The sequence below is a fragment of the Parafilimonas sp. genome, from assembly GCF_051953455.1.
In the GTDB taxonomy this organism is placed as follows: Bacteria; Bacteroidota; Bacteroidia; order Chitinophagales; family Chitinophagaceae; genus Parafilimonas.
Map to the genome: position 1 here is coordinate 91,922 of NZ_JBQCIT010000063.1, position 13,830 is coordinate 105,751.

Consider the following 13,830-nt stretch of genomic DNA (forward strand, 5'->3'; position numbering starts at 1 on the left):
ATAATAGATGAAAAACAAGAAGTTGTTTGGATGAAAAATCAGGAGGCAGAAATTTCAGTGCCCTGGAATGCGGTTCTGATTGTTCCGCATACATCGGTCTCAATCATTTTCTGGGCCAGTAGCAGCATATTGCAGAAAGCAACGTCATTGCTTATACCATGCCCGATTATTACCGGTTTAGATACGCCAAGAATGGGCGTGCCACCGTAATTTTCATAAGCAAAGCGGCGTATAAATTCGTCATTGTGCATATCCCGGCTTTTGGCAATATCATACATTGATTCACCCAGTTTTAATACAACATTGCCGGTATAGCCATCGCAAACCGTTACATCGGCGCCGGCGTTAAAAATGTCGCGGCCTTCAACATTACCAATAAAATTAATGCGGGAATTATCTTTTAAGAGCGGGTAAGTTTCTTTGCACAGCGTGTTGCCTTTGCCTTCTTCTTCGCCAACATTTAATAATCCTACCCGGGGATTGGAAATGCCTAAAACACTTTTGGCATAAATGCTTCCCAGCACTGCAAAATGGTCAAGATGCTGCGCCTTACAATCAACGTTTAAACCCACATCCAGCAAAAGCGCTGTATCGCCGCCTATTTTGGGAATTACAGAAGCGATGGTAGGGCGGGAAACGCCTTCAATAGGTTTTAAAAAAAACATGGCACCCACAAGCATGGCGCCCGTGTTGCCGGCACTTAAAAAAGCATCAACCTTGCCCGAAGCTAATAGCTGAAATCCTTTGGAAATGGAAGAATCAGGCTTTTCTTTTAAAGCCCGTGTAGGGTTTTCATTATATCCGATTACTTCCGTAGCAGGAATAACAATGGTTTTTTCTTCCGGTAAATTGTATTCGCTTAGGAGCGCCCGGATCTGGTGCTCATCGCCAATGCAATAAACAGTAGCATTATTATGCTGCAGGTACAGTTGTAAGCCTTTAACAGCTTCCAGCGGTGCGAAATCACCGCCCATCATGTCAAGAGCGAGATTCATTAAAGCAATAATGGTTTATGCTTTTAGCGGAGCTTTTTCAGAAACAACTTTTCCTTTATAATACAGCTTTCCTTCGCTCACATGTGCACGGTGACGTACATGCAATTCGCCGGTAGCGCTGTCTTTGCTCAAAGTTACTTCTTCAGCTTTGTAATGTGTTCTCCTCTTCGCGCCGCGTTGCTGAGAATGCCTGCGTTTTGGATTTGGCATAGTTTATTGTTTATAATTATTTAAGATCTTTAAGTTTATTTAATGCCTCCCACATAGGGTTGGCTGCTTTATCTGTTTCTTTTGCCTGAGCTAATTTCGCAAGCACTTCCTGGTTACATTGCGTATTGCCTTCTTCGTCGGGCAGGCAGGTTTTCTGCAAAGGAATGCTCAGGTTTATAAATTCGTATATCCAATCTGCCAGGTGTAAATGGCTTTCGCCGTGGCTGATGTAATATACATCCGGATCTTCCTCCTGTTCATTCATTTCGTCGGGATTATCAACCAGCTTTACCATCACTTTAAACTCATCCCATAACTGGAGCGTAAGCGGGTTACCGCAACGGTCGCAGTTCACGTCAACCGTTCCGTCAACATCAAACTTTAAAAACATGAACCCGTTTTTTTTGTCAAGCTCAAGTTTTACTGTTGCGTTGCAGTTTGAAAAATCCTGCTCGCCATAATTTGCAAAGAACTTATCATCAACCCGGTATTCAAAATAATGAAGTCCGGGTTTCAGGCCAACGAACGCTATTTCAAACTCTCTCCTGAAATTCATGCCTGAAAATTTGGGGTGGCAAAGGTAACTGAATTTTGCTTAAGAAGCAAAGCTACACGTTGCAGAACGATATAACACCATGGCTTACCGGAAAGTTTAACAAATTAATCTTGCCACATTGGGCAAAAAGCCCAATTTTGTCATTGAAAGCTTTAATTTATTGTTTAAGCATTTTTGAAAATCCGTAAAACCGTATCTGGATTGAACATGAGAAACCTTAAAAACATAATCGTTTCTGTTTCAACAGCATTCGCTTCGCTTATTTACACAAAGAAAAGACTTCAAAAAGCAAACAGGCTTAATAGTGGCAACCGCTTTAAGAAAAGCTGATGCATTCTTTTAATTCTTTCTCTGTGTAGGCAACGCCGTATTGCTTTTGTACATCTTCGGGAACGCCATCCCACTGATTCGGCTTGTTGCCAATGTAGCCAATATCATCCCAGCCAATTTGGGTTGAATAAAACCCTGTAGCCGTAAGGTTACGCATCAGGTTAAAAAACGAAACGCCGTAATTCACTTCCGGTTTTGCCTTTTCAGGATACGCAATTTGATCAACTACTTCTATCTGCTGTTGTGCTGAACAATCCCTAAACGCTTTTTGATAGGCATTTAAACAATGCACATCAAGCCATCTTAAACCACCACGCAACGGTGTTTGAAGATTTGGCTCATCTTTTACAATGAATTCTATAAAGTCGGCAACCTTAGCATCGCTGGCGCTGCCGCTCACGTCATCTTTTGGAATAATGATATCTGCAAGCACGGTAATAGTGGCAAATTCATCCGGGGTAAAAAACTTATCCCCGTTCTTGATGGCATCATCATGCGCTTTTTCTTCCGGCATGCGGTCTATTGCCGGTTCTGCCAGTTTTGCAAGCGGTTCTTTTTTGTCTGTTTTGCAGGCATCAACCAAAACGCTTGTTGTAACAGCGCCCACGCCAAGTATTTTTAAATGTTTCCTTCTGTCCATGACCTGGATTTTATGCGATTTAAAAGATTATCCTGATTGATTAGATTAAGCAGGACAACTATAAATAAATTCAAGAACTATTTTGTTATGATTTACCTGGTTGATATTGTTCTTCCAGGTAAATTAAAAAAGTCAGTTTGCCAATCGTGGTTATAAATTCTGTTTTTTCATCTGGTCAACGATGTAATCGCTGGCTCTCCACGATAAAGCAAGAATGGTGTGTGTAATGTTTTTATCAGCCTGTGAAACGAACGCTCCGCCATCCACGCAAAAAACATTTTTAGCATCATGTGCCTGGCACCATTCATTCAGTGCAGAATTTTTAGGACTGCTTCCCATTCTTACCGTTCCGGCTTCATGGATAATAACGCCCGGATCGTGCAGGCCATAATTATTCTCCGGGCCATCATCGCCGTAAGTAATCACAGCACCCATTTCTGTCAATATCTCCTTAAAGGTTTCCTTCATGTGCTTGGCCTGCTTTATTTCATATTCACTGTTCTTTACGTTGAAGCGAAGCACAGGGATACCATATTTGTCAACTGTATTAGGATCAATTTCACAATAATTGCTTTCCAATGCCAGGGCTTCACCACGGCCTGCCATGCCAACTGACGCACCATAAAAAAAGCGATAATCTTCTTTCAGTGATTTGCCATAACCGCCAGCTTCTTTTTTCGTTCTGGTAGCCACCTGTTTGCCATTAATGTTTTGAATATTCCAGCCAAAGCCATAAGCCGGCTGGTCCATACCGCCGCCGTATTCAATATGGTAACCACGGGGAAAATCGAGCTTTTTATTGTCCAGCCACCAGGGCGTGTAAACGTGCATGCCGCCTACGCCATCTTCATTATAGCGTTTACGGCCAAACAGGTTTGGCAAATAGCCACCCATATCGGCGCCCGTGGAATCATGTAAATATTTTCCTACCACTCCGCTTGAATTGGCTAAACCGGCCGAATGTCTCGGTGATTTAGAATTCAGGAGCAGCCTTGCACTTTCACAGGCGCTGGCAGCAAGAATTACTGTTCTGCCTTCCACCACATATTCCTGCATATCTTCTTTATTCACATACGATACGCCGGTAGCCAGCCCGTCTTTATTGGTAATCACTTCCCGTGCCATGCAATTGGTAAGCAAATCCACATTGCCGGTTTTTAAGGCCGGAATAATTAATACGGATGAAGATGAAAAATCAGCATATACTTTACAGCTCCTGCCGCACTGGGCACAATAGAAACACTGGCCGCGTTCATCATTTATTTTTTTGGTAAGAATAGATAAACGGGATGGAATTACCGGTATGCCAAGCGAAGTGCCTGCTTTTTTAATAAGCATTTCGTGCAAACGCGGTTTCGGCGGCGGCAAAAACACACCATCCGGATCGTTTGGCAAACCTTCGTTTGTGCCAAACACACCGATGAGCGATTCCACTTTATCATAATAAGGCTTTATGTCATCGTAACTGATCGGCCAGTTATCGCCAAGTCCGTCAATATCGCGTCTTTTAAAATCCCTCGGGCCAAACCGCAGCGTAATACGTCCCCAGTGGTTGGTTCTGCCGCCAAGCATTCTTGCCCGCCACCAGTTCCATTTTGTGTCGTCCACATGCGTGTACGGTTCGCCATCAATTTCCCAGGCCCAGTAGCAACCATCAAAATCGCCAAACGGCCGGAATTTAGTACCGCGGCCCCTTCTCGGCGAAGCCCATGGTGGCTGTAACTGGTTACTGTTTTTGGCCGGGTCATACATTGGCCCTGCTTCTATCAAACAAACTTTTAATCCGGCTTTTGCCAGTACATACGTTGCCATACCGCCACCCGCACCGGAGCCAACAATAACGGCATCGTATTTTTTTGGATTCTTCTTAATCTGGAGCGTCCCCATCTTGTTATTTTGGATTTTTTCGTTGGAAAGGCTAAAATAAGTATTACTCTTTAACCGCATGCTTTTTTATTTTCGTTTTAATAAACCGTTGTAGAATTTAAATAGAACCTGTTAAGGGGAAAGATTGTTGCTTTGCTTATCTCCGTTTAAAAATATATATGAATATAATAGCGATTGATATTGGTACTTCCAACTGCAAAGCCGTTATAACCGGCATGGATTTAAAAGTTTTTAAAACTTTTGAATACGCCACAAGTCCCATAAAACCTAAACAGGGATGGAATGAACAAAATGCAACCACTATCTTTAAGGAAGTAATAAAGCTGCTTCAGCAATCAATCAATTTTTGCGGGGAAGAAAACGTAGCCTGCGTATCGTTTAGTGCCGCAATGCATAGTTTACTGGCCGTGGATAAAAGTGGCGAACCTTTAATGAATATGCTAACCTGGGCTGATTTACGCAGTGCAAAATATGCGCAGGCGCTTGAAAAGAGCAATCTTGGGAAGAAATTATACAAAGCCACGGGTGTGCCCATTCATGCCATGTCGCCGCTATGCAAACTAATGTGGCTGAAAGCTAAGCAGAAAGCTGTTTTTCGCCGGGCGTATAAATTCATTTCTATTAAGGAATATATTTTTCTGAAACTGTTTAATAAATATATAATTGACCATTCTATTGCTGCCGCCACGGGTTTTTTGGATGCAAAAAATATTTGCTGGTATGGCGAAGTCTTGAAACTGGCCGGTATTACGGAAGAGCAGCTTTCTGAATTAAAGCCGGTTGAGTATTATGAAACGGCCTTACTTCCTTCCATAAAAAGAAAACTAAAAATCACGAAAAAGATTCCGTTTGTGCTTGGCGCCAGCGATGGCGCTTTAGCAAACCTGGGCAGCGGCATTGTAAACGCAAAAAATGCTGCCGTAACTGTAGGTACGAGCGGTGCTGTACGCATAACCTCAAACAAATATTTAATTGATAAAAAGCAAAGACTTTTTTGTTACTACATTGGAGATGGGTTTTATATAACCGGCGGCGCTTTAAATAATGGCGGTATTGTGCTGCAATGGCTGGTTGAAAAAATATTAAAAGAATCTTTTAGAACGGAAACCCGCCTGGATGCTTTGTTTACGGCCGCCGCCAGCGTTAAGCCGGGCAGCAACGGGTTAATCTTTTTGCCCTATATACTCGGTGAAAGAGCGCCGGTTTGGGATGAAAATGCTAAAGGGTGCTTTATTGGTTTAACAGATACCCACACCGAAGCGCATATCACACGTGCTGCTTTGGAAGGTGTTTGTTATGCTGTGGTTGATGTATTGCGGGCGCTTGAGGAGAACAGTGGCAACATTAATAATATTTACCTGAGCGGCGGTATTATAAAATCTGACGTGTGGGTGCAGTTGCTGGCAGATATCTCTGGTAAAAAAATAATGCTGAATGAAGCAGCGGACGCCTCCGCGCTGGGCGCAGCTTTTATTGGCATGAAAGCCTTAGGTAAAGTGAAAAATATAACTGCCGCCAAAATGTTCCTGCAAAATGTAAAAACGGTCAAGCCTTCAGTGGCTAATCATCGCATATATAAAAAATATTTTGCTGTTTACAGCAGTTTATACGGAAGATTAAAAGACGTTTTTGCTGAATTAACCGCAATGAATTAAACAAATGGAAGTAACCATAAGAAAAGCCGAACCTAAAGATTTTGAAGAAATTTATATGCTCATTAAAACGTTTTCAGCATTCATACAAACGCCTGAAAAAGTTACCATAAAGCCTGCACAAATGTTGCAGGACAAAGATTGTTTCAATTGTTTTATTGCCGTTGAGCATGAAAAAATTGTTGCTTTTGCCACCTGGTTTTTTGCTTATTATTCCTGGACGGGGAAAGCTGTTTATTTGGATGACCTGTATGTTATGGAAAAATATCGTGGCTTGGGCATTGGAAGTAAATTATTAGATAAAGTAATTGAAACCGCAAAAAATGCAAATTGTAAAAAGCTGAGATGGCAGGTATCGAACTGGAATAAAAAGGCGATTGAGTTTTACAAAAAACGCGGTGCTGTAATTAATACCGTAGAAATAAACTGTGATTTGGAATTATGAAAACGGCAGGCTATTTATCACATTCATACAGAATAGCCCGCTCCCTTATTTTTGCACAAATTTTTTGAATGAACCTGATTGAAGAATTGCGTTGGCGCGGAATGATACAGGATATAATGCCTGGCACCGAAGAGCAGTTATTAAAAGAACAAACATCTGCCTATATTGGTTTTGACCCCACGGCCGAAAGTCTGCACATTGGCAGCCTTGTACCTATTTTATTATTGGTGCATTTGCAAAAAGCAGGTCATAAACCTTATGCATTGGTGGGTGGTGCCACTGGAATGATAGGCGACCCCACGGGCAAAAGCGAAGAGCGAAATTTATTAAGTGAAGATGTGTTGCAGCGCAACCAGGAAGGCATAAAAAGCCAACTGGAAAAATTCCTGCAGTTTGATGAAAGCATGCCCAACGCAGCTGTTATGGTAAACAATTATAATTGGTTTAAAGAAATGCGATTTCTTGATTTCATTCGTGATACCGGCAAGCACATTACCGTAAACTATATGATGGCCAAAGACAGCGTGAAGAAAAGAATTGAAAGCGAGAATGGCATAAGTTTTACAGAATTTACTTATCAGCTCATACAGGGCTACGATTTTTACTGGCTGTATAAACACCATAATTGCAAACTGCAAATGGGTGGCAGCGATCAGTGGGGAAATATAACAACCGGCACAGAATTAATCCGCCGTAAAACCGGTGGCGAAGCCTTTGCCTTTACCTGCCCGCTGCTTAAAAAATCAGATGGCGGAAAATTTGGCAAAAGCGAAAAAGGGAATGTGTGGCTGGATGCAGAAAAAACGTCGCCTTACCAGTTTTACCAGTTTTGGGTGAATGCTGCGGATGACGATGCTAAAAAATGGATTAAAATCTTTACTTTTTTACCAACAGAAGAAATAGAAACACTTATACAGCAACACGATGAAAATGCCGCTCTGCGCCTGCTGCAGAAGGCGCTGGCAAAAGAAGTTACGCTGTTTGTGCATGGCGAAGAAGGTTTAAAACAAGCGATAGAAACCACTGAAAAATTATTTGCCAATCAATCAGCGCCGGCTGAAAGCTTAAGCGAAGATGATCTCGAAGGAATGGAAGGCGTTGTTAAGATTGACTATGATGTAACTAAATTAAACAGCGGAATTGATGTAATCTCTTTTCTCACGGAAACCAATATTTTCCCCAGCCGCGGTGAAGCCAGGAAAATGATCCAGAACGGAGGCGTAAGCCTGAACCGTGAAAAAGTTAGCGACTTACAGATGAACGTTGACAGCTCGGTTTTACTGCATAAAAAATATTTGCTGGTGCAGAAAGGCAAGAAAAACTATTACCTGGTTAAAGTTGGCTGATGCAAAAACTTTATTGCATTTCGGGGCTGGGCGCAGATGAAAGGGTATTTCAATACCTTGATTTATCTTTTGCCCGTCCTGTTTTTATCACGTGGATAAACCCGCTGCCGGGCGAGACCCTGGAAGCGTATGCCAGCCGCCTTAAAGAGAAATTTATCGGTGAAGAAAACCCGCTTATTATTGGCCTCTCACTTGGCGGCATGCTGGCCACAGAAATTGCAAAACAGCTCCCCAAAGCAAACGTCATTATCATTTCAAGCGCTAAAACCAGGAAGGAGCTGCCATTTTACTGGCGAATTTTCCGCCGCATCCCGCTTTATAAGGTCCTGTCATACAGCCTGGTGAAACAAACGCTGGCCATACAGGAATATTTCCTGGGCGCCGGTTCTGAATTAAGCAGGCAATACGAAAAAACAGTAATAGACAGGGCTAATATGCATTTTTATAAATGGGCTATTGGTGCTATCGTCTCCTGGGAAAATAAAATGGTGCCTGCTAACGTTTTTCATATACATGGCAGCAACGACAGGCTGCTTCCGATGCGGTTTGTAAAGCCCAGCTTTGTAATAAATAATGGCGGGCATTTAATGATAATAGAAAATGCTGCAGAAGTTTCGGCAGTTTTAAAACAAATATTTGCCGTAAAATATAAATCCGGTGAATTAAATTTGACGTTTTAAATCAGCAACAATTATACAAGTGATTGATTTATAAGTTCAACCTTTTCTATGAAAGGCCAAAGCAGGTATGAATACTTTGCAAATTTGTTTATAATTGTGTGCAATATTTCAAATTTTATATCGTTGTTTTAGATTCTAAAGATTAATTTTCAAAAATGATAAGGCTGCTTAAATTTTCGATGTACACTTTTTTGCTCGCAGGCCTGCTGGTTTCGTGCAAAAAGGGTGGAAGCAAGAGTTCCTGGAAAAAGAAGGACGGTACCAGTGATGTAACCGGCTGGCATTATAATGATAAGGACCAGGGCGGTTATTACGTGGCCAAACCCAAAGATATTAAAACCGGGCCCGGCCTTGTGTTTGTACAGGGCGGTACTTTTACCATGGGCTCAACTGAAGAGGATGTAATGGGCGATAACAATAACTTTCCCCGCCGCGTTACCGTTAATTCCTTTTTTATAGATAAGACAGAAGTGGCCAACGTGCATTACCGGGAATATATTCACTGGATTGAAAATGTATTTTCCGATCCTCAATACGAAGCCGTAGTTCAGGGTGCAAAACCCGATACGCTTGTCTGGCGCAGCGAGCTGGCCTATAACGAGCCTTATGTTGAATATTATTTCCGCCACCCTTCCTATAATTATTATCCTGTAGTTGGCGTAACCTGGAGGCAGGCTCATGATTTTTGTATCTGGCGTACCGACAGGGTGAATGAGCTTGCTTTAATAAAATCCGGTTACCAAAACAAAAACCTGATTAAGCAGGAAATGAATGGCGGCGGCCAGGACAACTTCAATACGAAATCTTATTTGATGGGTGAATATGAAGGCGTTCCCGGCAAACCGAAAAAGAATCCATTGAAAGATGCACAGGGAAGACCAAGAACAACCGTTGCTTTTGAAGATGGTATTTTATTTCCTGATTACCGCCTTCCAACTGAAGCAGAGTGGGAATATGCAGCTTTGGGCCTTGTTAGCGAAAACCCTGCCCCGCGCAAAAATGAAAAGAAAAGAGGGGAAGAACTGATTGCCAACAAACAGGTATATGCCTGGAAAAACGATGGTTATGATAACCTGCGCGCTACAAAAAAAGGTGCTATGCAGGGTGCCATGCTGGCCAACTTTAAACGTGGCAATGGCGACTATATGGGTGTTTCAGGCGGCTTGAACGACCGTTCTGCCATACCGGCCTCTGTTACCTCTTTCTATCCAAATGGTTTTGGCCTTTATAACATGAGTGGCAATGTGAGCGAATGGGTAGCTGACGTTTACAGGCCTAATTCATTATTGGATGTAGATGATATTAATCCTTACCGCGGTAACGTTTTTATGCAGGTTGACAAAAGTGGCGGCGAAGGAAATATGAGAGACAGCCTCGGCAGGATTAAAATGATTCCTGAAAACGATTCTGCTTTAGCTGACCGTCGCAATTACCAGCGTTCTTATGCTATTGATTACCTGGATGGTGATTCTGCCAGCCGTGTATTTTATGGATATGGGGTTACAACTTTAATCAGCGATCAAAGCAGGGTTATAAAAGGAGGAAGCTGGCTTGATATGCCTTACTGGCTCAGCCCCGGGGCCCGCCGTTTTTATGAAGAATATGAAAGCAGCGCTACTATTGGCTTCCGTTGTGCTATGACGCATTATGGAGCGCCGGAGTCTGGATCCACCAAGACCAAAACAGGTAACTTCTTCCCGAAAAGAAGGCAAAAGAGATAAGAATAATCAAAATAAGATAAAGGCCATCTGCGCAGCGGATGGCCTTTATTATTGAAATTAATTGATGGGTATTTTACAATTCCAGTTTCACGCCGCCAAAATAATTTCTCAGCGGCGAAGGATTAAAATACCTGCTGCCAATAGCATTCAGATCATTCCCTAAACTGTAATTTTCATTTAATAGGTTATCTACGCCAAAATAAAAATCAAGCAGGGCTTTACCGAATAGTTTTTTAAACCCGAGCTTTAGCTGCAGCAATTTATAACTTTCGGCATACACATCATTGGCGTCTGTAAGCGGTATGGCTGAAGTAAAATTGAAATTTGCATTAAGATAAATGCCCGCTTTCGTATAAACATCCACAGTAGTAACATTTACATTTTTTGGAACACCGGTAAGATGATTACCCGAAAAATCTTTTATGCCGGAAATGTAATTATTGAATTTGTAAGGCTGATAGGTAAAACTGTTTGAAATTGAAACTGTTTTTATAAACCGGTGGCTATTTTTAACCGGGAAAGCATTCAGCCATACTTCAAAGCCGGGCTGGTGTGTACCACCTGAATTTACAAAATAATCTGCACCCGTGCTGTCGGTTTGTACAACGATGGCATTTTTTAAATTAAAACTATAAACAGAGGCACTAAACTCAATATGCTTTTGTAATGCAGAACCTTTTATACCCGCTTCAAGATTCCATCCATATTCAGGCTGAAGATTATAAAATTGATTGGTTGAAGGCCGCACCTCCGCCAATGTGGGCGGTGAAAAACCTTTTGAGGCTATTGCAAACAATGAAAGATTATTATTAACCGGATAAAGCAGGCTAAGCCTTGGTGCCCACAGCATATTTGTGTTTTGATGCTGCCAGTAATTATACATACTGTCTGAAATTCGGTTGTATTTCAATAGCTGCTGGTTGGCGCTTAATCCTGCCTGCAGGAGCAGTTTTCTAAACTTTACATTCACTTGTGTAAACAACAGGTATTGGGCCACGTGCACCTTGTCGTTATACAATAACTCACCGCGTTTTCCGCTATTATTTTCGTAGTTGTTGATATTTGAAATATTCTGCTGCCATTCTGCACCGGCAAGCCATTTTACTTTTAAAGTATTCATTTCAAATACTGTTCTTGCCCCATAGTTCAATTCGCTGCGTTTTTCATAGTTTGTAATAAACGGGTTTTTAAAATCAGTATGGTTTACGGTTACCGAAGTAGAATTGCTCCAGAGGTTATTGAAAGCGGAACGGAGGCTGAAGCCCGCAAAACCTGTTTTATTATAAATGCCTGCTTTTTGTTGAACGGCGCCGGGTAGGGTGGCAGTTGGTTGCCTGGCGAGCGTTGGCATAGAATCCATTTGTGCTTTGGTGATACCGCCGGGTGTTTCATAATGAAGATCAGTGTAAAATAACAGGGCGGATAATTGTTCTTTATTACTGATATTCCAGTCCAGGCTCGATTGTACAGCATCTTTGCGCATAGCGCTTTGCTGCCTGTAACCATTATTTTGATAATGGCTTTGCTGCACACTGAAATTAAGTTTTTTAGACTGATGATTGAAAACAAGCTGTTCGTTCATTAAATTATATGAGCCGGTTTCTACATTAGCACTGAAAGTTTTCTGCATGGGCGAGGGGTTTGTTTTCAGCAAAACTGCGCCACCGGTATTAGCGCCGTACAAACTGCTGGCAGGGCCTTTAATTATTTCAACTGAAGAAAGCTGGCTGATATCAATAAGGTTTAAATAAGTATTGCCGCCGGCATCAGTAAGCGGGATATTATTCCAGTAAACTTTTATATTTCTTACGCCAAATGGTGAGCGCAGCAGGCTGCCGCGGATGGATAGCCGGTAGCTGCCCGGGCTTCTTTCTTCCATTCTTACTCCGGCTACTGCGTTGAAAACGGGAACCAGTGTTTTATTATCAAAACGTTCCAACTGCTGTTTGCTAATAATGGATATGGTGGCAGGAGCATCTTTCCAGTTGGCGGCACCGCCAAATGCGGTAACGGTTACAGGTTCCAGGATGGCCGTATCGGAAGATATTTTAGAGGAATCAGTTTGAGCGCTGACAGAGGCAGACAGCAGGCAGGAAAAAATAAGAAATAAGGAAAATCTCAAGGTATATTTTGCTGACGCGGAATTGAAACAACTGTTGCCATAAAAATATGCAGCAGAAGGGAGTGACACAACCGTGCTGAATTGAAATACGAATGCTGGCTTCATAACAATAAAAATCCCGATGTTGTATGCAAACATCGGGATAAATTTCTTACGTCTTTGCTGTTTAAAAATGAACTTTATTTCTTTAGATACATTACTTCCTTTACAAGATTCACTGTGCCGTTAATGCTTGGCAGGTAGGCTGTTACCAGGTTTGGCGCATAGTGCATCGGCGCATCGGCGCTGGTAAGGCGGCGAACCGGTGCATCAAGGTAATCAAAACCTTCTTTTTGTATGCGATAGCTAAGCTCGCTGGCAACGCCGCACATAGGCCATTCTTCTGCAACAATTACAAGACGATTGGTTTTTTTTACACTTTCCAAAACCGTCATCCAGTCGAGTGGGCGAATAGTGCGCAGGTCAATTACTTCTGCGCTTATATTTTCTTTTTCAAGTTCGGCGGCGGCACCAAGTGCTACTTTCATCATTTTGTTGAAAGAAACAATAGTAACATCGTTGCCTTCTTTTTTTACATCGGCTTTGCCTAATTCAATATAATATTCTTCTTCCGGCACCTCGCTTTTATCGCCATACATTATTTCACTTTCCATAAACATCACAGGGTCCCGTTCGTAACGGATGGCTTGTTTTAGCAAGCCTTTTGCATCGTAACCATTTGAAACTGAAACTACTTTTAAGCCCGGAATATTGGCATAAATATTTTCAAAAGCCGTGGAGTGCTGGGCGCCAAGCTGGCCGGCGCTTCCGTTTGGTCCACGGAAAACAATGGGGCAACCAATTTGCCCGCCACTCATGGCAAGCATTTTTGAAGCGGTATTTAAAATCTGGTCAAGCGCTAAAACAGCAAAATTCCAGGTCATAAATTCAATAATAGGGAGCAGGCCGTTTTGGGCAGCACCAACGCCAATTCCGGCAAAACCAAGCTCAGAAATAGGTGTGTCAATCACGCGTTTAGGGCCAAATTCGGCCAGCATACCCTGGCTTACTTTATAGGCGCCATTATATTCGGCCACTTCTTCACCCATTAAAAATACACGCTCGTCTCTTCTCATCTCTTCATTCATCGCTTCGCGTAAAGCTTCACGAAAGGCAATTTGTCGCATAGTAAAAATTTAAAGCGCGGCAAAAATACAGGAATATGGGTTTAGAAGTTCATGTATTAGCGGTTTAATAAGATTTGAAA

Annotated in this window: 12 protein-coding genes; 5 read left to right on the plus strand and 7 right to left on the minus strand. The window is 42.2% G+C overall.

What is annotated here, in order from left to right:
* Positions 1–38 precede the first annotated feature (38 nt).
* The 5 genes from plsX to ACTHN6_RS21920 all read right to left on the minus strand — a co-directional run bounded on the left by plsX (position 39) and on the right by ACTHN6_RS21920 (position 4,618).
* Positions 39–995 carry a phosphate acyltransferase PlsX gene (gene plsX, locus ACTHN6_RS21900; RefSeq protein ID WP_440437921.1) on the minus strand — a complete coding sequence of 319 codons (957 nt, stop codon included), beginning with the start codon at positions 993–995 and terminating at the stop codon, positions 39–41.
* A gap of 15 nt (positions 996–1,010) precedes the next feature.
* A complete protein-coding gene (rpmF, locus tag ACTHN6_RS21905) occupies positions 1,011–1,205 on the minus strand; it encodes a 50S ribosomal protein L32 (RefSeq protein ID WP_090654905.1) in 195 nt (64 codons plus the stop codon).
* 16 nt (positions 1,206–1,221) lie between these two features.
* The gene (locus ACTHN6_RS21910) at positions 1,222–1,761 is read right to left on the minus strand and encodes a YceD family protein (protein ID WP_440437922.1); all 540 of its coding nucleotides are present in this window, start codon (positions 1,759–1,761) and stop codon (positions 1,222–1,224) included.
* 316 nt (positions 1,762–2,077) lie between these two features.
* The gene (locus tag ACTHN6_RS21915; RefSeq protein WP_440437923.1) at positions 2,078–2,731 is read right to left on the minus strand and encodes a gluconate 2-dehydrogenase subunit 3 family protein; all 654 of its coding nucleotides are present in this window, start codon (positions 2,729–2,731) and stop codon (positions 2,078–2,080) included.
* Positions 2,732–2,881: 150 nt separating this feature from the next.
* Positions 2,882–4,618, minus strand: a complete 1,737-nt coding sequence (locus ACTHN6_RS21920; protein WP_440437924.1) for a GMC family oxidoreductase — start codon at positions 4,616–4,618, stop codon at positions 2,882–2,884.
* A gap of 158 nt (positions 4,619–4,776) precedes the next feature.
* On the opposite strand from ACTHN6_RS21920, the gene ACTHN6_RS21925 reads away from it, so the two are divergent.
* The 5 genes from ACTHN6_RS21925 (at position 4,777) to ACTHN6_RS21945 (ending at position 10,462) form a co-directional block, all read left to right on the plus strand.
* Positions 4,777–6,273: a gluconokinase gene (locus tag ACTHN6_RS21925; RefSeq protein WP_440437925.1), complete on the plus strand. Its 1,497-nt coding sequence runs from the start codon at positions 4,777–4,779 to the stop codon at positions 6,271–6,273.
* Positions 6,274–6,277: 4 nt separating this feature from the next.
* Positions 6,278–6,715, plus strand: a complete 438-nt coding sequence (locus tag ACTHN6_RS21930; RefSeq protein ID WP_440437926.1) for an N-acetyltransferase family protein — start codon at positions 6,278–6,280, stop codon at positions 6,713–6,715.
* A 68-nt stretch (positions 6,716–6,783) separates the two neighbouring features.
* Entirely contained in the window at positions 6,784–8,061 is a 1,278-nt protein-coding gene (tyrS, locus tag ACTHN6_RS21935) for a tyrosine--tRNA ligase (protein WP_440437928.1), read from the plus strand.
* A complete protein-coding gene (locus ACTHN6_RS21940) occupies positions 8,061–8,741 on the plus strand; it encodes an alpha/beta hydrolase (protein WP_440437929.1) in 681 nt (226 codons plus the stop codon). Before tyrS ends, ACTHN6_RS21940 begins: the two co-directional genes overlap by 1 nt.
* 155 nt (positions 8,742–8,896) lie before the next feature.
* Positions 8,897–10,462, plus strand: coding sequence for an SUMF1/EgtB/PvdO family nonheme iron enzyme (locus tag ACTHN6_RS21945; protein WP_440437930.1), 1,566 nt, complete (start codon positions 8,897–8,899; stop codon positions 10,460–10,462).
* A gap of 73 nt (positions 10,463–10,535) precedes the next feature.
* On the opposite strand, the gene ACTHN6_RS21950 is transcribed toward ACTHN6_RS21945, so the two are convergent.
* Together ACTHN6_RS21950 and ACTHN6_RS21955 are read right to left on the minus strand one after the other, a co-directional pair.
* Positions 10,536–12,689 carry a TonB-dependent receptor gene (locus ACTHN6_RS21950; RefSeq protein WP_440437931.1) on the minus strand — a complete coding sequence of 718 codons (2,154 nt, stop codon included), beginning with the start codon at positions 12,687–12,689 and terminating at the stop codon, positions 10,536–10,538.
* Between the two features lie 74 nt (positions 12,690–12,763).
* A complete protein-coding gene (locus ACTHN6_RS21955; RefSeq protein WP_440437932.1) occupies positions 12,764–13,750 on the minus strand; it encodes a pyruvate dehydrogenase complex E1 component subunit beta in 987 nt (328 codons plus the stop codon).
* Between the last annotated feature and the right edge of the window lie 80 nt (positions 13,751–13,830).

Excerpts from the sequence above, each read along its gene's own strand:
- plsX (WP_440437921.1), bottom strand. The coding sequence starts at position 995 with ATGAATCTCGCTCTTGACATGATGGGCGGTGATTTCGCACCGCTGGAA.
- rpmF (WP_090654905.1), bottom strand. The coding sequence starts at position 1,205 with ATGCCAAATCCAAAACGCAGGCATTCTCAGCAACGCGGCGCGAAGAGG.
- ACTHN6_RS21910 (WP_440437922.1), bottom strand. The coding sequence starts at position 1,761 with ATGAATTTCAGGAGAGAGTTTGAAATAGCGTTCGTTGGCCTGAAACCC.
- ACTHN6_RS21915 (WP_440437923.1), bottom strand. The coding sequence starts at position 2,731 with ATGGACAGAAGGAAACATTTAAAAATACTTGGCGTGGGCGCTGTTACA.
- ACTHN6_RS21920 (WP_440437924.1), bottom strand. The coding sequence starts at position 4,618 with ATGGGGACGCTCCAGATTAAGAAGAATCCAAAAAAATACGATGCCGTT.
- ACTHN6_RS21925 (WP_440437925.1), top strand. The coding sequence starts at position 4,777 with ATGAATATAATAGCGATTGATATTGGTACTTCCAACTGCAAAGCCGTT.
- ACTHN6_RS21930 (WP_440437926.1), top strand. The coding sequence starts at position 6,278 with ATGGAAGTAACCATAAGAAAAGCCGAACCTAAAGATTTTGAAGAAATT.
- tyrS (WP_440437928.1), top strand. The coding sequence starts at position 6,784 with ATGAACCTGATTGAAGAATTGCGTTGGCGCGGAATGATACAGGATATA.
- ACTHN6_RS21940 (WP_440437929.1), top strand. The coding sequence starts at position 8,061 with ATGCAAAAACTTTATTGCATTTCGGGGCTGGGCGCAGATGAAAGGGTA.
- ACTHN6_RS21945 (WP_440437930.1), top strand. The coding sequence starts at position 8,897 with ATGATAAGGCTGCTTAAATTTTCGATGTACACTTTTTTGCTCGCAGGC.
- ACTHN6_RS21950 (WP_440437931.1), bottom strand. The coding sequence starts at position 12,689 with ATGAAGCCAGCATTCGTATTTCAATTCAGCACGGTTGTGTCACTCCCT.
- ACTHN6_RS21955 (WP_440437932.1), bottom strand. The coding sequence starts at position 13,750 with ATGCGACAAATTGCCTTTCGTGAAGCTTTACGCGAAGCGATGAATGAA.